This is a genomic window from Actinomycetota bacterium (assembly GCA_014360645.1).
Classification (GTDB): Bacteria; Actinomycetota; Geothermincolia; order Geothermincolales; family RBG-13-55-18; genus Solincola_B.
Window position 1 is genome coordinate 208,218 of record JACIXD010000005.1, and the last position, 19,778, is coordinate 227,995.

At 65.6% G+C, this 19,778-nt stretch carries 22 protein-coding genes; 8 read left to right on the forward strand and 14 right to left on the reverse strand.

The window, feature by feature from the left end; all coding sequences use genetic code 11:
- The first annotated feature begins 271 nt into the window (after positions 1–271).
- From H5T74_06305 to H5T74_06320, 4 genes are all read left to right on the forward strand, one after another.
- A complete protein-coding gene (locus H5T74_06305) occupies positions 272–751 on the forward strand; it encodes a zinc-ribbon domain-containing protein (GenBank protein ID MBC7229985.1) in 480 nt (159 codons plus the stop codon).
- Positions 752–786: 35 nt separating this feature from the next.
- On the forward strand, positions 787–1,293 hold the full coding sequence (locus H5T74_06310; protein MBC7229986.1) for a hypothetical protein: 507 nt from the start codon (positions 787–789) through the stop codon (positions 1,291–1,293).
- Between the two features lie 290 nt (positions 1,294–1,583).
- Positions 1,584–2,315 carry a zinc ribbon domain-containing protein gene (locus tag H5T74_06315; protein ID MBC7229987.1) on the forward strand — a complete coding sequence of 244 codons (732 nt, stop codon included), beginning with the start codon at positions 1,584–1,586 and terminating at the stop codon, positions 2,313–2,315.
- Positions 2,316–2,459: 144 nt separating this feature from the next.
- Positions 2,460–3,092, forward strand: a complete 633-nt coding sequence (locus H5T74_06320; GenBank protein ID MBC7229988.1) for a hypothetical protein — start codon at positions 2,460–2,462, stop codon at positions 3,090–3,092.
- A gap of 247 nt (positions 3,093–3,339) precedes the next feature.
- Here the strand turns inward: H5T74_06320 and H5T74_06325 are convergent, their stop codons facing one another.
- A complete protein-coding gene (locus tag H5T74_06325) occupies positions 3,340–3,828 on the reverse strand; it encodes a metallophosphoesterase family protein (GenBank protein ID MBC7229989.1) in 489 nt (162 codons plus the stop codon).
- A 120-nt stretch (positions 3,829–3,948) separates the two neighbouring features.
- Here H5T74_06325 and H5T74_06330 point away from each other — a divergent pair, with 120 nt between their 5' ends.
- The 3 genes from H5T74_06330 to H5T74_06340 all read left to right on the forward strand — a co-directional run bounded on the left by H5T74_06330 (position 3,949) and on the right by H5T74_06340 (position 6,631).
- On the forward strand, positions 3,949–4,548 hold the full coding sequence (locus tag H5T74_06330) for a 5-formyltetrahydrofolate cyclo-ligase (GenBank protein MBC7229990.1): 600 nt from the start codon (positions 3,949–3,951) through the stop codon (positions 4,546–4,548).
- 220 nt (positions 4,549–4,768) lie between these two features.
- Positions 4,769–6,043 (forward strand): Nramp family divalent metal transporter, encoded by a 1,275-nt coding sequence (locus H5T74_06335; GenBank protein ID MBC7229991.1) that lies wholly within the window; start codon positions 4,769–4,771, stop codon positions 6,041–6,043.
- A 30-nt stretch (positions 6,044–6,073) separates the two neighbouring features.
- Positions 6,074–6,631, forward strand: coding sequence for a hypothetical protein (locus H5T74_06340; protein MBC7229992.1), 558 nt, complete (start codon positions 6,074–6,076; stop codon positions 6,629–6,631).
- A 24-nt stretch (positions 6,632–6,655) separates the two neighbouring features.
- Here H5T74_06340 and H5T74_06345 read toward each other — a convergent pair whose 3' ends face one another.
- From H5T74_06345 to H5T74_06400, 12 genes are all read right to left on the reverse strand, one after another.
- Complete coding sequence (locus H5T74_06345) at positions 6,656–6,847, reverse strand: CooT family nickel-binding protein (GenBank protein MBC7229993.1); 192 nt, start codon at positions 6,845–6,847, stop codon at positions 6,656–6,658.
- 1 nt (position 6,848) lies between these two features.
- Positions 6,849–7,223 (reverse strand): DUF5318 family protein, encoded by a 375-nt coding sequence (locus H5T74_06350; GenBank protein ID MBC7229994.1) that lies wholly within the window; start codon positions 7,221–7,223, stop codon positions 6,849–6,851.
- A gap of 108 nt (positions 7,224–7,331) precedes the next feature.
- Entirely contained in the window at positions 7,332–7,958 is a 627-nt protein-coding gene (locus tag H5T74_06355; GenBank protein ID MBC7229995.1) for a histidine phosphatase family protein, read from the reverse strand.
- 93 nt (positions 7,959–8,051) lie between these two features.
- Positions 8,052–8,504, reverse strand: coding sequence for an RsbRD N-terminal domain-containing protein (locus tag H5T74_06360; GenBank protein MBC7229996.1), 453 nt, complete (start codon positions 8,502–8,504; stop codon positions 8,052–8,054).
- 100 nt (positions 8,505–8,604) lie between these two features.
- The gene (locus tag H5T74_06365) at positions 8,605–9,102 is read right to left on the reverse strand and encodes a MogA/MoaB family molybdenum cofactor biosynthesis protein (GenBank protein MBC7229997.1); all 498 of its coding nucleotides are present in this window, start codon (positions 9,100–9,102) and stop codon (positions 8,605–8,607) included.
- Positions 9,103–9,268: 166 nt separating this feature from the next.
- Entirely contained in the window at positions 9,269–9,712 is a 444-nt protein-coding gene (locus tag H5T74_06370) for an MOSC domain-containing protein (protein MBC7229998.1), read from the reverse strand.
- A gap of 52 nt (positions 9,713–9,764) precedes the next feature.
- Positions 9,765–10,202, reverse strand: a complete 438-nt coding sequence (gene moaC / locus H5T74_06375) for a cyclic pyranopterin monophosphate synthase MoaC (protein ID MBC7229999.1) — start codon at positions 10,200–10,202, stop codon at positions 9,765–9,767.
- A 69-nt stretch (positions 10,203–10,271) separates the two neighbouring features.
- A complete protein-coding gene (gene moaA, locus H5T74_06380; GenBank protein MBC7230000.1) occupies positions 10,272–11,246 on the reverse strand; it encodes a GTP 3',8-cyclase MoaA in 975 nt (324 codons plus the stop codon).
- Positions 11,247–12,123: 877 nt separating this feature from the next.
- Entirely contained in the window at positions 12,124–13,257 is a 1,134-nt protein-coding gene (locus H5T74_06385; protein MBC7230001.1) for a glycerate kinase, read from the reverse strand.
- A 7-nt stretch (positions 13,258–13,264) separates the two neighbouring features.
- Complete coding sequence (locus H5T74_06390) at positions 13,265–14,080, reverse strand: sulfide/dihydroorotate dehydrogenase-like FAD/NAD-binding protein (GenBank protein ID MBC7230002.1); 816 nt, start codon at positions 14,078–14,080, stop codon at positions 13,265–13,267.
- A gap of 512 nt (positions 14,081–14,592) precedes the next feature.
- Positions 14,593–15,381: an AAA family ATPase gene (locus H5T74_06395; GenBank protein ID MBC7230003.1), complete on the reverse strand. Its 789-nt coding sequence runs from the start codon at positions 15,379–15,381 to the stop codon at positions 14,593–14,595.
- Between the two features lie 229 nt (positions 15,382–15,610).
- Complete coding sequence (locus tag H5T74_06400; protein ID MBC7230004.1) at positions 15,611–16,123, reverse strand: CBS domain-containing protein; 513 nt, start codon at positions 16,121–16,123, stop codon at positions 15,611–15,613.
- Positions 16,124–16,805: 682 nt separating this feature from the next.
- On the opposite strand from H5T74_06400, the gene H5T74_06405 reads away from it, so the two are divergent.
- Positions 16,806–18,038, forward strand: a complete 1,233-nt coding sequence (locus H5T74_06405) for a diacylglycerol kinase family lipid kinase (GenBank protein MBC7230005.1) — start codon at positions 16,806–16,808, stop codon at positions 18,036–18,038.
- Positions 18,039–18,906: 868 nt separating this feature from the next.
- Here H5T74_06405 and H5T74_06410 read toward each other — a convergent pair.
- Positions 18,907–19,704, reverse strand: a complete 798-nt coding sequence (locus tag H5T74_06410) for a (Fe-S)-binding protein (protein ID MBC7230006.1) — start codon at positions 19,702–19,704, stop codon at positions 18,907–18,909.
- Positions 19,705–19,778: the final 74 nt, after the last annotated feature.

Below are 19,778 nucleotides of genomic sequence, written 5' to 3' on the forward strand. Positions count from 1 at the left end.
GGCGGGAGCGGCAGCGCGCTCGAGGGGACGGACGGCATGTCGAAGGGGCTGCGAGGAGCGGCAGGCGCTCTACCCCTGCGAGGCCGGGGCGGCGCGCTCGAGGGGCGGATGGCTTATTATTATAGAAACGGAGACCCGGAGGGATGATTCCGGGCACGGGGCTGCGGCGGCCGGGTTTTGCGAACAGGGAAAACGGGACATGGAAACGGCACCGGGTAGCGGCCTGCTGGCGGCCGAGGAGAACGACGGCGAAAAGAACGAGGTGAGGTGAATGGGATTTTTTGACAAGATCAAGGAGCAGGCCTCCAGCCTGGGATCCCAGCTCGACCAAGCCCTGGATACCACCAGGCAGAAGGGCCAGGTGAACGCCCTGCGCAAACAGAGGGGCGAGCTGGTGGCAAGGCTGGGAGAGGCACTGGTGGAACAGTTCAGGCAGCAGCAGGTGGACGCCGAGCTGCTGCGCCCTCAGGTGGACGAGATCTTCAACCTCGAGTGGCAGATCATCGAGCTGGAGAAGCAGATCGAGGAACAGAGGGCCGCCGCCCAGGCGCCCGCCGCGGCTGCGGCGCCGCCCCCGCCGGGTGCCGCTCCCGCTCCCCCAGCACCCCCCGCGGCTCCGGCACAGGCTGCCCCTCCGCCCCCTCCCGGGGCCGCCCCACAGCCCGCCGCGGGCGCCGGCACCTGTCCTTCCTGCGGAGGAGAGGTCCCCGAGGGCTCGGCCTTCTGCCCCAACTGCGGGACGAAGATCTAGGGGAAGGCCGGCGGACGCATACCCGGGGAACGGAGATGGCCTTCCGTGCCGCCAGGGTCCTCCTTCCGCTGGCCGCCGCGCTGGCGCTCTGTCTGGCGGCGGCAGGATGCGGACAGGAGACGCCGGAGGGAACGGTGTACAAGTTCCTGGGCTCTGTGCAGTCCCACGACCTCCCGGCCATGCGCTCATGCGTCAATCCCGAGGCTCTGAAAAGGGTCTCTGAAGGGGATGGGGAACTGGCGCGCGCCTGGGAGGGTCTATATCGTGTGTATCTCGCCGCGCCCGTGGACTGGCGCATGGCCTTCACGGGCATAAGGCTGGAGGCCGACTACCTGGATGGGGAACGTGCCCTGGTGAGGATCGTCTCCGGCCGCTGCGTGCTCTACCGCAGGGCGGGAGGAGCCTGGATAAAGAAAGGAGAGGTGGATTTCGCGCGCGAGGATTTCGTGCCACTTTACCTGGTGCGCAGAGACGGCGTATGGTACCTGGAGGCACTCGACCTCTACATTATCCGCGCCCTCGAGGAAGCGGCGAGATCGTGAAGCGGTGAATGGGAATACGTGCGTGTCAGAGAATGCGCGGCGACGTCCACCGCGGCGCGGAAGGTGGCAAGGTCGGGGTCGGCACGTGGCAGACCAAGGAACGCCCGCGTTCAAGGGAGGGTGCGCGGGTTCCGGAAGGCGGTTAGAATATACTGAGGAACGGAGTCGCTCACGAAAGCTCCGGGAAAGGCCGGGTCACTTGACGGGATACCTTGTGCCGGCGTTTTCGGCCCCGCCGCGCGTGGAAGTGGATATGCGTGGGCTTGCCCGGATGGACAAGGGGGTTTGAGTTGCGTTGTCCCAACTGCGGGTTCGATAACCCGGAGGGGCGCCGTTACTGCGAGGAGTGCGGCGAGAAGATAATGGAACTCGAAGCGTTGAAGGCGCGCGCCCGCAGGCGTTCCCAGCGCGAGGCGGCGCGCTACCGCCGTGAGGCCCTCCGCAAGGGCCTGGACGCCGAGGAGGCCGAGAGGAGGAGGCGCCGCGCCCGCCGCCGCACCAGCCCCCTGGTGGGTTTGCTGCTCCTGGCGGCGTTGGTAGCGGCGGCGGTGGTGCTCGTGATGGTGCTGGCCGGAGGCGGGGAGAGCGGGCCCGAGAAAGCGGTCAAGGAGTTCTACGGCGCCATCCGCGACAAGGACGTCATGCTCTTCCTCAAGCACACGGACATGGAGCTGTACAAGATGGCGCAGCGGGGCGAATACGAGCCCGATCCCTACACCGAGGGCATCGATTACGACTACTATCTCCTGGAGGGGCTCAAGACGCGCTTGGTAAAGGAGGAGGGGGATTACGCGGAAGTCGAGTTGGTGGGGGGGACCTTCAAGGGCTTCTACAACTCGGGGGGCGACAGCGGCGGAATCGATTTCGCCCAGTACCCGAGGACGGTGCGCCTGGTGAGGGTGGAGGGCGCGTGGGTGGTACAGGATTACCAGCTGGCCAAACTGCCCTACTACTATGAGGATATCGGACCCGGGGAGCCGGAGTTTCCGGAGGTCGAGGAAGGGGCGCAGGGGCCGAGCTGACAGGCGTGGGCCGGTGCAATATACTTAGGCGGTCGAGACGGAGGTGCGCCGGCCGGATGGCCGTGCCGGGCGCATGATGAGGGCCGGCTACTTGCTCCGCTCGCGGGATCGGGGCGAGGTGTCTCTGTGGACAGGAGGTCGAGCTTGCGGATACCGAGATGGTTCGGATATGCCGCCGCGGCGGTGTTTCTTCTCGCCTGCGCGGGATGCGGATGGAGCAGCGGGGCTTCCTTCAAGGAAGAGTTCGACCCCAAGGACAAGAGCCCGGTGACGGCGGTCAAGAAATGGTTCAAGTCCATGGAGTGGAAGGAGGGCGAGAGCTCCGGCGGCAAGACGGTGCGCGATCCCGAGAAGGGGCGCGATTTCGACCTCTATCTGGAGGTGGTGAACCCCGCCTTCCTGCAGGACGAGAAGGGGCAGTTCGTGGGCATGGAGCAGGTGGATTCCCTGCGGGAGATGTGGAACTCCAGGGAGTGGGAGATAGAGTTCCTGGAAGTGCAGATGGAGGAGGTCAGCAACGACGGCAGGGATGCCACGGTGGCCCTCACCGGCGGGGGCGTGCGCTATATCGGCAAGGAGATGTTCGGGAGCCCCGAGTACAAGCAGGACAGCTTCGGCGACAAGAAGGGCGAGATATATCTCCGCTGGTACGAAGACGCGGCGAACGACCCCCTGCTCTTCATCCCCGGCTTCGAAGAACTGGCCGGCAGGGGACGCTGGGTGGTGGTGGGAGGCCTGGACCTCTCGGAGGATGAACCTTGGGGCGAGACCCCCTGAAAGCCCCGCGCCGGCGCCGCTTCAATCCAGCCATACCAGGGACGGAACGATGGCGCCGTTCTCGACGGTGAGCAACGCATGACAACCGTGGCCCGCGAGAGCCGAAGCCCTTTCCGCCTAGGACCGGCGCCGCTTCAATCCAGCCATACCAGGGACGGAACGATGGCGCCGTTCTCGACGGTGAGCAACGCATGACAACCGTGGCCCGCGAGAGCCGAAGCCCTTTCCGCCTAGGACCGGCGCCGCTTCAATCCAGCCATACCAGGGACGGAACGATGGCGCCGTTCTCGACGGTGAGCAACGCAAAGGAGAGGCGGTCGGAGAAGCGCAGGTCAGTGGGGGTGCCGGGGTTTACCAGCAACACTCCCCTGCGTTCCTCTACGAGGGCCTTGTGGGTATGGCCGAAGACCACCGCGTCCACCCCCGAGAAGCGCGAGAGCACCCTCCTCTCGATGCCCATGGGGGGGCCCGATCCGTGGGTTAGGCCGATCAGCTTCCCCTCCACCTCCACGGTGACCTGCTGGGGCAGCACCGAACTCACCTCCGGCAGGTCCATGTTCCCCGCCACCGCGCGCACCGGGGCCAGGGAACGCAGCTCGTCCAGCACCCTCATCTCCACCAAGTCTCCGGCGTGCAGCACCAGGTCCGCTCTGCTTGCCGCCTCCAGGACCTCCCGCGGCAGCGAATCGCTCACCTTGGGTATGTGGGTGTCCGATATCACCAACACCTTCGCCATGCCGTCTCCTCCCCCTCGAGCATAGCCGACTTTTCTCTCACGGCCGCCCCCCGCGCCGCGGGTTGCCTTTTCCCCGGCCTGCTATATTATTATAGGAGGTCAGGACCTCGGGAGAACGACATGATCCACAAGAAGAAGAAAGAGTTGCGCAAGAAGGTCCAGGAGCTCCGCGACGCCATAGATCCCGAGCAGAGGAAGCTGCTTTCGGCGTGCGTGGCCGAGAACCTGTGGACGGTCCCCGAGTTCGCGGCGGCGAAGACCGTTCTCTTCTTTATCTCCTTCCGCAGCGAGGTGGACACCTTGCCCATGATCCGGCGCGCCCTGGAGGAAGGCAAGGTGGTCTGTGTTCCCTGCACCAACGACGGTGACAAGAGCATGGTGGCCTCGCGCATCCTCGACCTGCAGGAGGACCTCGCGCCGGGGAACTACGACATCCTGGAGCCCAGGTGCGAATGCCTGCGGCCGGTGCCTCCGGAGGAGATAGACGTGGTGCTCATGCCGGGCGTGGCCTTCGACCTCTCCGGAGGCAGGCTGGGATACGGCGGCGGCTACTACGACCGCTTCCTGGAGAAGTGCAGCCCCCGCTGCCGTCTCATCGCCGTGGCCTTCGAGCTACAGATCGTGGAGCACGTGCCCTGCGCCGACCACGACGCGCGTATCCACAGTATCGTCACCGAGAAGCGGGTCATCGACTGCCCCGCCGCCTGCCGCCTGCGCTGACCGCGGCGGGCCTGCCTCACCTCCGCGTGGTATAATCAACCAGTACAGGCTGCGGGAGCCCCGTGCGTGGAAGTCGCGAAAAACGTGCGCGAGTGGTCGGAAAGGGCGTGTGCTGGGCACGGCCGGCACGGTCTCGAGTCCGAGCCGGTTCCGGGCCGGGCGCGGGGATCCCAGACCCACCGGCGGACAAGCGGGAGTGATATGACCTTGGAGGACAGCCATGCCCGCCAGGGAGGGGCGCAGGAAAAGGAGGCTGACCCGCCGGGAACTGCTGCTGTTCCTGGCCGTGCTCGGCCCCGGCATCATCGTGAACATGGTGGACACCGATGCCGGGGGCATCGCCACCTATTCCGTTTCCGGCGCCCGCTACGGGTATGACCTCCTCTGGGTCCTCACCGTCACCGCCGTCTTTCTCGCCCTCATCCAGGAGGTCATCGTGCGCCTGGGGACGGTCACCGGCAGGGGCCTGGCCGCCCTGATCAGGGAGCGCTTTTCGCTGCGCCTTACCGCTCTGGTGATGCTCGCCCTTCTCTTCACCAACTTCGCCAACACCGTCTCCAACTTCGCCGGGCTGGCCGCCAGCCTGCAGCTCTTCCACCTCCCTCCCCTGCTGGCCATACCCCCCCTCGCCTTCGCGGTGTGGTGGCTGGTGGTCAAGGGGACCTACAAGCGGGTGGAGAAGATCTTTTTGGTGGTGAGCCTGGTCTACATAGCCTATTTCGTCTCCGCCTTCCTGGCCGGGCCGGACTGGTCCGAGGTGGGGCGCTCGCTGGTGGTCCCCAGGCTGAGCATGGAGACGCCCTACCTCGTGCTGGCGGTGACCAACATCGGCACCACCATCGCCCCCTGGATGCTCTTCTACCAGCAGTCCTCCATCGTGGACAAGGGACTGGACGCGGATAAGCTGGCCTACGAGCGCGCCGACACCCTGGTGGGGGTGTTCTTCGCCGTGGTGGTGGGGATGTTCATCATCATCTGCTGCGCCGCCGCCTTCTATTACAAGCCCGGGGTGGGCGCCGTCAACATCACCTCCGCCGAGGAGGCGGCCGCCGGGCTTGCTCCGGTGGCGGGGGGTTATGCCTCCTACCTCTTCGCCTTCGGCCTCTTCGCCGCCTCCCTTTTCGCCGCCTCCATCCTTCCCCTCACCACCGCTTACACGGTGTGCGAGGCCTTCGGCTGGGAGGCGACCATCGACCGCCCCTACCGCGAGGCGCCCCAGTTCTACCTCACCTACACCCTGTTCATAGCGGGTAGCGCCCTGCTGGTGATGATCCCCCGCATCAACCTGGTCTTCATCATGGTGGCCTCCCAGACCCTGAACGGCATCCTGCTGCCGGTGATCGTGACCTTCATGATGATCCTGGTGAACGACCGCGAGTTGATGGGAGAATATGCCAATTCACCGCGTTTCAACGCCGTGATGTGGACGGTGACGGTGTTTCTCTACCTCGTAAACCTGGCCATGATCGTGTCCACTTTTATACCATCCGGATAAGGGGGGTGAGGGTGCGTGGAGGAAGGCCAGTTGATGCTGGCGTCCCTGCTCAGGCGCGAGGTCAGGGACGCGAAGGACCGGGAGGTCGGCCATCTGGAGGACCTCGCCTTTGACCTCGCGGCGAGGCCGCCCGTGGCCACCGACATCGCCGTACACCTGGAGTGGACGGACCGCGTGGGGGAACTGCTGCTTCCCCGGCCCGTGGAGGACATCGTGCTCTTGCTGCCGTGGTCGGAGGTGGAGGCCCTGGAGCCGGAGGCGGTCTACCTGCGGCATGAGCATCCGCGTTTCGAGGTCTCCTCCAGCGAGGGGAAGCTGCTCCTGCGCAGGGACGTCCTCAATAAGCAGATGGTGGACGCGGAGGGGAACCGCCTGCAGCGCGTGGACGCGGTCATCCTCAAGCGTGAGGGGGTGCTTCTCTTCCTGGAGGGGTTGCAGGTGGGCATGGAATGGTTCCCCGCGGGGAAGCGGATGGAGCGCCTGGTGGGGAAGCTGCGCCGCCGCTACAACCGCGCCGGGGAGGCGAACGTCATCCCTTACGAGGCCATCGTGCGCGTGGACGAGGAGGCCCTGGTCATACGGACCTGAAGGGCCGGGGGACGCGCGAGGGCTCTAAGCCGTCGGCTTGAGCAGGACCTTGTGCTCCAGCAGGGTGATGGAGGCGACCTCGGCCTCGAGGGTGCTCTCCTCCCCGATGATGTTGGAGAGGATCACCTTGCCCCCTTCCTCCCGGATGCTTATCACGTCCTCCATGACCAGCCGCTCTTCCTCGCCCTCCAGAAGATAGGCGTGGGATTCGCACATCTTAGCCACCTCCGGCGTTCTTGAAGCTGATGCTGCGCACCAGGTGGTTCCAGCTGCAACCTATGCACACCTCCACCACGTAGCAGGTGAAGTCGCGGTAGCGTTTCCTCAGCCCGTCGAAGACCACCTCGGTGGGAAACACGCGGCCGTTGTCCCCGTCGAGCTCGTTGCCGTAGACGAAGTTGAGCAGGCGCAGGTTATGCTTGCGGCAGACCGGGCAGAGGCACGAGGTGGTCTCGCCCACGTTGGTGGCGATGCGGCGGATCTCGGGATGGGCGTCGCAGACGTCGTAGACCGAGAGGCGCCCGCAGCGGTAGTCGCGCAGCACGGAGCGCTTGCGCAGAGTGTAATCCACCGTCGTCGCCACGCTTCTCATCTTCCCTCACTCCCATCCCGTCGCGTCCATTATACCCTACGCGCCGGGACGCCGGGGCGTCGTGGATCAGGATACGGATCGGGTCCCCGCGCGCCGGGCGGCGCCTTTTTAAGTCTGCTGGTCGTTGCTCTCCAGGCCGCGGAGGTGGGCCACGTCGTTCATGCGCCGCAACACCCATCCCCGCTCCCCGCGGGTGATGACGTTGATCGCCCCGTTGGACTGCTCCACCCTCCAGATGCCCCGCGTGGGCAGGTCGAGGACGATGCAGATGACCAGGCGGTTGATGAGCTTGTGCCCCACCACCAGCACCTTTCCCGCATGGCGGGAGGAGAGCCACTCCAGCCCCCGGCGCAGCCTTTCCCTCACTTCCCGCACCGATTCGCCGCCCGGGAAGACGGCCTTCTCGGGGTCATCGGACCAGGCCGCGAACTCCTCCGGCCAGGTCTCCCTGATCTCGTCGACGCTCTTTCCGCTCCACTCGCCGTAATCGACGTCGAGGAAGAGGTCGAGGGCCTCCACCTCCGCCCCGTGCCGCGCGGCGATGGCGCGGGCGGTCTGCATGGAACGGGCAAGGGGGCTGGAGTAGAAGGCCTCGAAGCACTCGCCCTCCAGGTAGCGCGCCGCCGCCTCCGCCTGCTCCCGTCCCCGTTCGTTCAGCGGGAGATCGACGCGGCCGCGGAAGACGTCCGCGCGGTTGTATTCCGTCTCTCCGTGTCTTACCAGCACGAGGTCCAATACTCTATCCTTTCTCCCAGGCTTTCATCGCAGGGGTTCCGTTCCATATGAGCGTGGGCGCTGCTGAGACCCGCGGGGATGAAGGCGTTCCGTTCAACCCGAGGCCCTGGCGGCATCCAGGGCTTCCATGTAACCGAGGGTGGTGTAGTAGACGGCGCGGTCGAAGTAGAGGACCACCTGGTTGTTGAGCTCCAGGGCCTGATAGAGCTCGAGATTGGTCTGGGTGAGCCCCTCCGAGAGCACCTCCAGCCAGAGGTACCGCTTGAGGAGGATGAGGGCCATGATCACTTCCTCGAGCCGGAACCCCTCCTGGTAGCGGCGCTGTCCCAGGTTCATATAGAAGTGCCTTATCTCCTCCTGCTTGGTCTCCGGACTCAACCAGTACCCCAGTCGCTCGTAGACCGCCATGGCCCGCTCGAAGAGGATTTCCTCGGGAAAGTGGTGGTAGGTGGGAGTGTATTTGGACTGCCTGACTTCCTTCAACCAGAGTTTGGCCACCTTGTCCGCCCTGGTCTCGATCATTTTAACGAATCGTCTGGTCAGCACGGCAACCTCCGCAGGTGCGATATCCGTTCGGGCTCCATGTAGGGCGAAAGACAGGGATATTATAACCGTTTCAAGGCCCTTTTCAAATCGTCCCCGTCTCTCACGGGACGGCGCACTCCCCGCCGTCGCCGCGCAGCTTGTCCAGGCCGTGGGGGAGGGCGGGCATGATGACCTCCAGGTTCTCGCGCGCCCCGCGGGGACTTCCCGGGAGGTTCACGATGAGGGTGGAGGAGCGCAGGCCGCTCACGGCGCGAGAGAGCATGGCGTGGGGGGTTCTGGCCAGGGAGGCGGCGCGCATGGCCTCGGCGAAGCCCGGCGCCTCTCTCTCGATGACGCGGCGCGTGGCCTCCGGGGTCACGTCCCGGGGACTCAGGCCCGTGCCCCCGGTGGTGAGGACCAGGTCCACCTTGAGCTCGTCGCAGTAACGCACCAGGCGCTCCGCGATGGCCTCCTCCTCGTCGGGGACGACCTCGCGGACCTCCACGCTCCATCCCCGGGCGAGGACGGCCTCCTCCAGGGCCGCGCCCGAGAGGTCCTCCCGCTCTCCACGCGAGCCCTTGTCGCTCACCGTGAGTATCGCCACCCGGTATACCGTCATCCTGCTTGCTCCCCTGCCCTTTTCCACTCTTCGTCTCGAGGTCCGTCCGCCCCAGCACGCCGTTGTTCCGCCGCCGCGGATCGCTCCGTGGCCAGAGGTGATGCGCGCCCGGTCTTTTTTTAGTCCGTGCCGCTTCACCCTCCGGGCGCGGCGTTCCGGGACGGCCCTATCCCTCTTTCCGCACCGCGTCTCCGGGCACGACAGCCCCGCCTTCGATCACCCGCGCGAAGATCCCCTCGCGGGGCATGATGCAGTCGCCCGCGGCATAGTAGATGGCGCAGCGGTCGACGCATTCCTTGCCCACCTGTGAGACCTCTAGGACCACCATGTCGCCCACCCGCAGGCGGTCCCCTATCTGCAGCGAGAGGAGGTCGATGCCCCGGGTGAGGAGGTTCTCCCCGAAGGCCCCGGGCTTGAGGTCCTTGACGCCCTTTTCCCGCATCTTGTCCACGCTCTCGTCCGCCAGCAGGCTTACCTGGCGGTGGCCGAAGCCGTAATGCGCGTCGCCCTCGATGCCCTTATCGGGGACCAGCACTACCCGGTCCACCGCCTGTTTCTGCACGTGCTTTTCCGCGCTGACGCAGACCGCCTCTATCCTTCCCTCCGCCATTCAGACCTACCTCCGGTTCAGTCCGTATCCGGGTGTCATGGCCCGCCGCCCTTTACTCTTCCCGCCGGTACGTCCCCGACTTGCCGCCGGTCTTGAAGAGCAGCTTAACCTCGGTGACCGCCATGTCGCGGTCCACCGCCTTGCACATGTCATAGATGGTGAGGGCCGCCACCGCGGCCCCGGTGAGGGCTTCCATCTCGATCCCGGTGCGGTCCCGGGTCCGGGCGGTGACCACGGCGGTGATGGCGGAGGCCTCCTCGTCCACCTTGAACTCCAGGTCCACCCCGGTGATGGCGATGGGGTGGCACATGGGGATGATCTCGCTGGCCTTCTTGGCGGCCATGATCCCCGCCACCTGGGCCACCGCCAGCACGTCACCCTTCTCGATCCCGCCGCCCGTGATGAGCTCGAGGGTGGACCTCCGCATGGTCACGGTGGCCTGGGCCACCGCCTCCCGCGCGGTGACCTGCTTGGCCGACACGTCCACCATCCTGGCGCGTCCCGACGCGTCCAGGTGGGAGAGCCTGCCTTTTTTCCTCTCTCCGGTACCCGCCACCCCTCAACCTCCTATCTGGGACATGGTCCTGCCCGGGGCGCCGCTGGCCAGCCCCCCGTGGTCGCGCGGCTTGGCGGCCAGGGAGGCCTGCAGGGCGGCGAGGATGTCGGCGTCGCTGCCTCCCTCCCGCATGATCGCCAGGAGGTCGGTCTCCGAGGGGGAGAAGAGGCAGGGCTTGAGTTTCCCGTCCGCGGTGAGGCGCAGGCGGTTGCACTGGGGACAGAAATGCGAGCTCACCGGGGATATGAAGCCGATGGTGCCGCGAGCGCCCGGGAGGCGGAAGTAACGCGCCGGGCCCGCCCCCCGGGGCGGTTCGCATCGCCTAAGTTCCCCGTGCCTCTCCAGCGCCTCCCGTATCCTCTCCGCGGGCACGTAATAGCTGCCGTCGACCACCCCGCAGGGGCTCATGTATTCTATGAACCTCACATGCACCGGGAGGCGCCGCACCAGGGACACGAAATCCTCCAGCTCTTCGGGGAGGTGGGGCAGCACCACCACGTTGACCTTCACTGGGTCCATGCCCGCCGCCAGGGCGGCCTCCAGGCCTCGCAGGGCGTCGCCCAGCCTGCCGGTGCGCGTCAGGGAACGGTAGGTCTCCTCGCGCAGGGAGTCGATGCTGATGTTCACCCGGCGCAGGCCCGCGTCGGCCAGCCTTTCCGCCTGGTCCGCGAGGAGGGTGCCGTTGGTGGTGAGGGAGAGGTCGAGGGAGGGGCGCAGGGACGCCACCTCGCTCACCAGGTGCTCGAGGTCCTTGCGCACCAGGGGCTCGCCTCCCGTGAGGCGCAGCTTGCTGATGCCCGCCTCCACCGCGACCCCGAGCACGCGCACGATCTCCTCGTAGGTGAGGACCTCGGCGTGGTCGAGGTGGGGCACCCCCTCGGGGGGCATGCAGTAGACGCAGCGCAGGTTGCAGCGGTCGGTGACCGCCAGCCGCAGGTAATCGATCTTCCTGGCGTAGGGGTCTTTAAGGGAGGTCATCTTATATCTCCCGGACGCGTAAAAAATAGGGCGAACCCGCGCCGCCACATGCGTAGATCACCGCCTATGCAGGTCTTTCGCTCACGGGGAGATTATAGCACAGGGGTCGGCAGGGGACCCGGCGCGAGAGCATGCCCTTCGGCGCTCCCCGGAAGGTGGTGTTGCCGGCATCCCGCGGCTGCCCCTCGTCTTGTTGTTGAAAAGTACCTGGCCCGAGTGAAGGCATCCGAGCTCGAAAAGGCGTCGCAACAGGGCCGGCTTGTCCACATGGGCGAGCGGCAATACATCGCGCGCTATGGTGGTTTCGAAAAGCGCGTCCTTTATGTAGCTTGATTTGCTAGGGGCCTTTCAGTTTATACATCACTACCGGGGACTCTAGCGGCATGAGCAGGAGGGATCGGCGCGATATATCGCTCGATGACATAGGATACGACATCAACGAATTGCATAACGTTCTCCTGCCCACTCTACGCAATGATTATGCATCGTATATCAAGGTTGTCAGTTCTTGGGCGGACCGCCTGGTGCTCGAGTGCCGGGAGGGTCTTTCCGACCTCTTGCCTTTGCGAGCGAACAAAATCGATTTCCTTACACTCTTAAAGGACGAGGGGGAAATACATCCTGTGCTGCTCACTTCGGGTAAGCATCTATTGCGCAAGATCGAGAGGGAACCTGGATTGCTCTGGAAAGCTCAGAATGTGAAGGAATACAGACGAAAGGCTTAAGAGCCGTAAACACGGGAGGTTTCCGGCATTCGATACTTCACTTCGATGACTTCTAGCGACAGCAACCTCTATTCTCCACACAGGTCATGTCCAAGGCATCGGCATGACCGTCACGGGGCCTGGCCGTCCTCATCCCGGGGGGGAAAGCCATCCTACCTCAACTCGCGCAGGAGGGAAGCCGTTTCCCTGCAGGCCTTCTCCAGCAGAGGCTCCGCGAAGCGCATGCTCTCTTCCCGACTCATGGGGCCGCGAGCGATGCCCAGGAGCGCGGTCACCCCCAGTTCGTGCAGCTTCTCCGCTCCCGCGGCGACCTCACCACCCAGGGCCAGCACCGGGATACCGCGGCGCGCGGCGGCCCGGGCGACCCCGGTGACCGTCTTCCCCTGGGCGGTTTGGGCGTCAAGCCTTCCCTCTCCGGTGACCACGAGGTCGCAGGCGTCCAGCCTTTCCTCGAAGCCCACCGCCTCCATGACCACCTCTATGCCCGGTCGGACCTCGGCCCCCAGGAAGGCCATGAGCCCGAAGCCCAGGCCTCCCGCGGCCCCGGCACCGGGACGGTCCGCGCAGTCCAGGCCCAGCGTCCTCTCCGTGACCTCCGCCAGCCTCGCCAGCCCCCGCTCTAGGCGCTCCACCGCACAGGCATCCGCGCCCTTCTGGGGAGCATAGACCCTCGATGCGCCCTCCTCCCCCAGCAGGGGGTTGGCCACGTCGCAGGCGACGATCACCTCCGTCTCCTCCAGGCGCGAGTCCAGCCCCGTGAGGTCTATGGTGGCAAGATCTACCAGGCCGCCCCCTCCCGGCGGGAGCTCCGCGCCCGAGGAGTCCAGGAAGCATGCCCCCAAGGCGGCGGCCATGCCCGTGCCCCCGTCGTTGGTGGCGCTGCCCCCGATGCCCACGACGATGCGGCGCAGGCCGGCGTCGAGGGCGCACCGTATGAGGTCCCCCGTGCCCGTGGTGGTGGCGATAAGGGGGTTACGCATCACGGCCGGGACCAGCGCCAGGCCCGAGGCGGCGGCCATCTCCACCACCGCGGTAGCCCCGTCCCCCAGGATGCCCAGGGGGGCGCGGCGGGGTTCGCCCAGCGGGCCCCTGACCTCGCAGTCCAGCGTCCTGCCGCCGGTGGCCTCCACCAGAAGCTCCAACGTGCCCTCTCCCCCGTCGGCCAGGGGACAGAGCTCAACCTCCGCCTCCGGCCAGGCGCTCCTGAAGCCTCGGGCCATGGCCTCGGCGGCCTCCTGCGCGCTCAGGGATCCCTTGAACTTGTCCGGGGCGACCAATACCCGCATCGGCGGATCAAATAGGAAGGCGTCGGGCGATCTCCTCCTCTTCCCGGTACTGGTCGAGGCGGGAGAGCAGCAGGTTCCAGTCCACGGCATGGCCGTCGAACTCGGGGCCGTCCACGCAGGCGAAGCGGGTCTTGCCCTCGACCTCGCACCGGCAGGTACCGCACATGCCCGTTCCGTCCAGCATGATGGAGTTGAGGCTCACCCTGGTGGGGACGTCGTATTCCGCCGTCACCGCGCTTGCGAACTTCATCATGATGGCGGGGCCGATGGCGATGACCAGGTCCACCTTCTCGCCTTTCAGGCGCTCCTCGAGGGCCCAGGTCACGCGCCCCTTCAACCCCCTGCTCCCGTCATCGGTGGTGAGCACCAGCTCGTCGGTAACCCCCGCCATCTCCTCCTCCAGGATGAGGAGGTCGGCGCTGCGGGCTCCGATTATCCCGGTCACGCGGTTGCCCGCCTCCCGCAGGGCGCGGCATATGGGGAAGATGGCGGCGATGCCCACGCCCCCTCCCACGCATACCACGTGTCCGTAGTCGCATATCTCCGTGGGCCGGCCCAGGGGCCCCACCAGGTCCAGGATGTCGTCTCCCTCCTCCATGAGGCTGAGCTTGCGGGTGGAACGGCCCACCACCTGCAGCACCAGCCGTATCCACCCCTCCTCGGGCGACCAGTCGCAGAGGGTGAGGGGGAAGCGCTCGCCCGTCTCGTCCAGGCGCAGGATGACGAACTGCCCCGCCCGCGCCCTGCGCGCCACTTTCTCCGCCCTGACCTTCACGGAGAAAACCGTCTCCGCCAGTTGCTCCTTTGCCGTGATGGGAAACATGCGACCTCCTTTTCAGCACCCAATGGGGAAGCTGGTCGTCCGGGACCTCCGCCGCGGCGGAGATGGGTTCGTCCCGCCGGGCGCGGCGCCGCGACCCGGCCCCCGGCCCCCGCCGTCTTTGAGCCACGGAGAGCTCGCTAAATAAGATACCATAACCGCCGCGGAGACGTTCCACAGCAGCACGGTAGGGCCGTGACCGCAGCCGGGTCTCATGGACTTCGTTTCGGCGTGCGGCAAAGACTACATCCATGGTCGGGTTACGGTGCATCGCCTGAAGAGAGGGAGCCGGGCATAGGTTCGTACCGGTTGTTGCGGGATCCGTGTGTACGGAAACCCCTCCGCATATCTACCTCGCGCGATTTCCTTGGCCGCCACGCGGCATTCCCCGTGCACGCGGATCGGGTGACGCCCGCGAGGACTTTGCCGGGGCCTCGGCACGGTTTCCCGCGCATGCGTAGCGGGTCGCGTCATGATCGCGGCGAGCTTGCGGACAGAAGATGAGGCGCCCTCGCTCAGCCCGCCTGGCGTCCCAGTTCCTGGAAAAGCCTCTCCTTGATCGCCCTGACCTCGGAGACGAAGGCGGGATCGGCATCGTAGGGACTCGTGCCCTCCAGGTCGGAGCGCCGTATGCTCTGGTTGTAGGAGATGGAGCCCAGGAAGGGAAGTCCGTCCAGGCGGCCCTTCACCAGCTCCTCCTCACGGGCATCCTGGACCTTGTTGAGCACCACGAAAACGTTCTTCACCTTGAGGTCGGAGGCCAGGCGGCGGATGGTGTTGGCGGTCTGCACGCTCCGCATGCCCGGCTCGATGACCACGATCATGGCATCCACCGCCCCCGCGGTTCCCCTTCCCAGGTGCTCGAGCCCCGCCTCCATGTCCAGGATCACCACGTCGTCGCGGGCGAGCAGGAGGTGCTGCAGCAGCGCCTTGAGCATCACCGACTCCGGGCACACGCAGCCGCCGCCTCCCTCCTTGACCGTGCCCATCACCAGCAGGCGCACCCCTTTGTGCACCCGCGAGAGGGCTTCGGGGAGGTCGTCCACCCTGGGGTTCATCTTGAAATAGGTGCCGAAGGTGCCCGGCTTTGACCCCGTGCGTTCGGCGATGAGTTCCTTCATGTCCGCGATGGGCACCACGCCCGTCATCTCCTCCTCGGAGATGCCCAGGCTGGACGCCAGGTTGGCGTCGGGATCCGCGTCAACCGCGATGACGTTGTAACCCTCGTCTGCGAGCAGCCGCGCCAGGCCGCCCGCCAGGGTGGTCTTTCCCACCCCTCCTTTGCCGGTGACCGCTATCTTCAAGACCACCACTCCTTTGCATACGCGCTTATGCGCTACGCCGTGCCGCGGCCCGTTTCCGCATCCGCGTTCCCGTCCCCGCGGCCCCACCGTGACCATGATAGGACGCCGGGGATCCCGAGGCACTGCCCTGGCTCATGTACATCTCTTCCCCTGTCGGGAGCGCCAAGCCCCCGTCTCGCGGCGACTTCCCCTATTGGCGGGAACCCCGGCGGGCAATTACCGGAAATCATCAGGCGGAGCCGGGCCCCTCGCGCCTCCCGCCTTTCCGGCGCTCCACCACGGGCTGCCCCTGGGCGGGTGCGACGCGGTCGCGCCACATCAGCGCCCGCGCCACGTCCACCATGGACAAGCTTCCCACCAGCTTCCCCTCGCTGACCACGGGCAGCGCCCCGCCTCCTCCCTCCAGGAGTAGGCCGAAGGCGCCCTCCAGGGACTGTTCCGGGTCGAGGAAGATGCGGACCCGCCGCATCACCTCTTTTACCTTGAGGTGGGGGAGGAGGTCGGTCGAGCGGCGGTGCGGGTGCAGCCGCGATGGAGCGCCGCGCTCCTCCACAAGCCGGTCATATTCGGGGACGAGGCAGCGCAGCAGTTCCTCGGCCCCGATCATCCCCACCGCCTCTTCGCCTGACGTGACCACGAGGTCGCCGGCCTGGGTCAAGGCCATCCTCTCCGCGGCCTCCTTTATGGTGGCGGTATCGTGGATGCGGGGCGGGTTGCGGTTCATCGCTTCCTTAACGAGCATCGTCCCTCCTTCTGTACGGCGCCTTTTCCGCCCGCTCGGCTTTATTATGCCCTCCATCCGTCTCCCGGTCACGCCTAGTGGGGGTGGAGGGACGGTGGCGGCAGGAGGTCTGGGTTTCCTTCGGGGGTGCCGGAGTCCGGCGGTTCTAAAATGCACGACACCGCTGGTTGTAAGGCGAATAAACGGCACCATAGACAAAAACTGCCGGCCTGCCTCTTTTAGTACGGGGACTCGCTCACGCGGCAGTGGGTCGCTCGGCGGACCTCCCATGGTGAAAACTGCCGGCGTGACTTTTCAGGACGGGGGTCCTATCTCCGCGCTCACTACAACGCCCTTCCCCGCAGTGGTGAAAGCTACATGCATGCAGTCTACTTATACGAGCCTTACCGCCCCTCTCCTTCTACTGCTTTACCGCAGTGGTGAAAACTGCCTGCATGCAGCCCTTCAGGGTCAAGTCCCGGAAAGCCTGCAAAAAACGGACTGACTCGTACCGTGCCGGGCTTCCCGGAGGTATGACCTGAACAGGAGGCGCGCTATTGTTTACTGCTGGAGGGCGAGATGATAATATGATTTTTCAGTTTTTCGCGCTTCTGTCTGGCATGATCTTCTGGCGTGGTCTGGTGTTCTGGAGCGCTTTGCCTGGAGGGCGGGCAGGGCGGGTCGGCGAAACGGAGGTGCCGCGGTGCCGGAGGAGGGCAGGGAGAGGAGATACCTGGTCATCGTGAATCCCGTCTCCAGGGGCGGCAAGGCCCAGGAGGAGGGTATCTGGCTGCTCAATCGCCTTAAACGCGCCGGGGTGAAGTACGAGGCCTTGTTCACGGAGCGCGCAGGCCACGCCGAGGAGATGGTGGTACAGTGGGCCGATGAATTCGACGTGGTGGTCTCGGTCTCGGGCGACGGTACCACCAACGAGATCATCAACGGCATCATGAAGGTCCCCTCCGCCGACCTCAAGCTGGCCATGTTCCCCGCCGGCACCGCCGACGACTTCGCCTGCAACATGGGGTATGACCGCAAGGACAAGGAGCAGGCGCTTAAGGCCATCCTGGGAAACGCCTACCGCACCATCGACCTCATCCGTTACGACGACCGGTACGCCGCCGTGACCTGGGGGCTGGGGGTCGATTCGGAGATCGCCGACGGCGCCTACAAGTGGAAGCGCTTCCGCATCCCCGCCTACTTCTACAGCGGCCTCAAGAAGTGCTTCTTCGAGGAGCGCAAGCGGTACCATGTCCGCTTCGACTACGAGGGACAGACCTTCGAGGGGTGGGTGCTCATCTCCATCCTCTGCAACGCGCCGGTCTTCGGCCGCTATATCCGGATCAATCCCAATGCGCGTATGAACGACGGCCTGCTGGACCTCACCATAGGCCGGGAGATGCCCAACGTATACGGCCTGCTGCTCTTCGCCTTCGCCTGCATGGGAGGCCGGCACGGCTTCTCCCGCCTGGTCTCCTACCACCAGGTGCGGAGCATGCGCGTGGAGTGTAAGACGGAGACCTACGCCCAGATCGACGGCGAGGTCTACAAGTTCGATGCGGGGAGGGTCATCAACCTCTCGGTGGTCCCGCGGGCCCTGAAGGTGCTGGTGCCCGCCGCTTCCCTCAAGAACAGGAGATTGCCCTTCGTCCCCACGGAGGAACCCTCGGAGCCCGTGCAGCTCCGGCTGATCCCCCAGCGGGAAGGGGTCTCGGAGGAGCTCGAGGAGCTGTCCCGGAGGGTGAAGGCCAGGGTGGACCAGGCCTTGGAGGCGGCGCGCCTTGGACCTCGCCTGGCCCCCACCTTCAGCCGCCGGCGCAAGACCGGGCGGCAGCAGGTCCTTTTCCGCCCGGACCGCGAGGAGAGGTTGGTGCGGGGAGCGGCCCGAAGGCTGAAAAAGGAGGCCAAGGCCAGGGGTTCCCGCGGCGGGAGATAGCGGCTCGGGCGGGACGGAACGCAAGCCCCCTTCGGGGTACGAGGAGAGATGCTTGTGCGCGGGGTAGCACGGAAAGACCGCGGCGCGCCGGAGGGGAAGGGGGTCTCGGGGCATCGCGCGGGCGGGGTCGCCATCAGGGACAGAGCAGTCTGGATGGGGGCGGGCCGGCAAATCCCCTGATAGGGGCATGATACATATCATCCTTTTGGCGGAAGAAAAGTGGACGTTCTGCTTGACATGGAAATACCACTCTGCTAACTTCGAATCGACGGGTGGGACGACATATATGGTAGCGATTCTTGAGCCCCATCCGGGGTCGATTTTTTTGGACATTGAAAAGGGCCCTACGCTATAAGCTGCCGGCCAACCCCATATGCCCTATAGCATGAGATGGAATCAGCACATTCCACCCCCTGAAATAGCCCTATCCGCCGGTGGCTTATAGCTCCCCTTTAAGAGGAGGCGCTTCGGCGCCTCCCTTCCTTTTAAGCTGTTGGAGAATTCAGGAAAGCAGATCAAGGATAAAAGGTGCGGGGCCTCCCAGAAAAGTGATGGAGTCGAGCCGTATACGTGCGGAGCAAGGACCTTTTACGGCGCAAAGGGTAAGGGGGGATCATGCAGCGGACAGGTGGCGCGGGGGTCTGCCGCACCGGCAAAGGATGGATCCACACCGTTTGTTCCCCTCGCGCAGCGCCGCACTTCCGGGTCAGGCGAAGGGCACATGCCATGTCGTGTTTGGAAGGGCCGCGCCGTACCGGCAAAGAAAGGCGATCCATACCCGTTCAATTGACGTATGGCATCGGCTCCCAAGGGGAAAGCGAAAGCCGCACGGGCTTCCCGGGACCGCCGGGGAGGCGCCGCTTTCCCGCTAGCCCGTCCGCCCCGGGACCCGTTCCACGAACTCGGGCAGCATCAGCACCTCGACGTCCCCTCCGGCGGGAAGGACCGTCAGGGCCTGTCCATAGCAGCCGGTGCACACGGTGACCAGGGTGTCGGTGAGTACGCTCGCGGCGATATGGGCGGCGCCCTCCGGCCGGTAACAGCATTGCGGCGCGTCGATGCGGTTCACCTTAAGTCCTTCCAGGCGGGAGAAGACCTCCTCGGTGGATTCCAGGTCCATGGGCACAGGGGAGAACCTGCGGTGAAGCCGGTAACAGCCGGCGTAGTAGTCGATCTCCCTGTCGAGGGATGTCTTTTCCAGGGCTTCGGCCAGGGCGCGCGGGTAGAAGACGATGTCCCGGTCGGGAAAGGCGTGCTTGTAGATGGGATAGCAGGGCGAACAGAAGATCACCAGCCTCCTCGCTCCCAGTTCGTCAGCCCGCATGAGGTTGAGGGCCACGAACTCCTTGGAGAGCTCGCGGCACTGCCCCAGGGCCTCCTCGTCACGCGCCTTGATGGCGGGGCGGTAGAGGTAGTTGCCGCAGCAGTACTCGCGAGAGAGAAAGGTGTAGGAGAAGTCGCCGCGGTCCAGCACGCGCGCCAGGGAGGCGAGCACGTGGGGGAGGAGGTGCAGCACCTGGCAGCCGGTGACGATGACGTTCTCCGCCTCGCGGTCATATGGCAGGCTGTGTTTCTCCAGCACCTCCGCCCGCGGCGGGAGCCCGGCTGCGGCGTTCCCGGTCTCCCTGATGGTCTCCACCATCCTCTCGTCTATCAATCCGCTCATCTTCTCCTCCTTTTGTCCCTTCAGGGTCAGATCTTCGCTCCTGGACCTGAAACCACGTAATGTCACATACCGAA

Bases quoted from the DNA above. Each gene is read 5' to 3' on its own strand.
- H5T74_06305 (MBC7229985.1), top strand. From the start codon at position 272: ATGGGATTTTTTGACAAGATCAAGGAGCAGGCCTCCAGCCTGGGATCC.
- H5T74_06310 (MBC7229986.1), top strand. From the start codon at position 787: ATGGCCTTCCGTGCCGCCAGGGTCCTCCTTCCGCTGGCCGCCGCGCTG.
- H5T74_06325 (MBC7229989.1), bottom strand. From the start codon at position 3,828: ATGGCGAAGGTGTTGGTGATATCGGACACCCACATACCCAAGGTGAGC.
- H5T74_06330 (MBC7229990.1), top strand. From the start codon at position 3,949: ATGATCCACAAGAAGAAGAAAGAGTTGCGCAAGAAGGTCCAGGAGCTC.
- H5T74_06335 (MBC7229991.1), top strand. From the start codon at position 4,769: ATGCCCGCCAGGGAGGGGCGCAGGAAAAGGAGGCTGACCCGCCGGGAA.
- H5T74_06345 (MBC7229993.1), bottom strand. From the start codon at position 6,847: ATGTGCGAATCCCACGCCTATCTTCTGGAGGGCGAGGAAGAGCGGCTG.
- H5T74_06350 (MBC7229994.1), bottom strand. From the start codon at position 7,223: ATGAGAAGCGTGGCGACGACGGTGGATTACACTCTGCGCAAGCGCTCC.
- H5T74_06365 (MBC7229997.1), bottom strand. From the start codon at position 9,102: ATGACGGTATACCGGGTGGCGATACTCACGGTGAGCGACAAGGGCTCG.
- H5T74_06370 (MBC7229998.1), bottom strand. From the start codon at position 9,712: ATGGCGGAGGGAAGGATAGAGGCGGTCTGCGTCAGCGCGGAAAAGCAC.
- moaC (MBC7229999.1), bottom strand. From the start codon at position 10,202: ATGGTGGACGTGTCGGCCAAGCAGGTCACCGCGCGGGAGGCGGTGGCC.
- moaA (MBC7230000.1), bottom strand. From the start codon at position 11,246: ATGACCTCCCTTAAAGACCCCTACGCCAGGAAGATCGATTACCTGCGG.
- H5T74_06385 (MBC7230001.1), bottom strand. From the start codon at position 13,257: ATGCGGGTATTGGTCGCCCCGGACAAGTTCAAGGGATCCCTGAGCGCG.
- H5T74_06390 (MBC7230002.1), bottom strand. From the start codon at position 14,080: ATGTTTCCCATCACGGCAAAGGAGCAACTGGCGGAGACGGTTTTCTCC.
- H5T74_06400 (MBC7230004.1), bottom strand. From the start codon at position 16,123: ATGCTCGTTAAGGAAGCGATGAACCGCAACCCGCCCCGCATCCACGAT.
- H5T74_06410 (MBC7230006.1), bottom strand. From the start codon at position 19,704: ATGAGCGGATTGATAGACGAGAGGATGGTGGAGACCATCAGGGAGACC.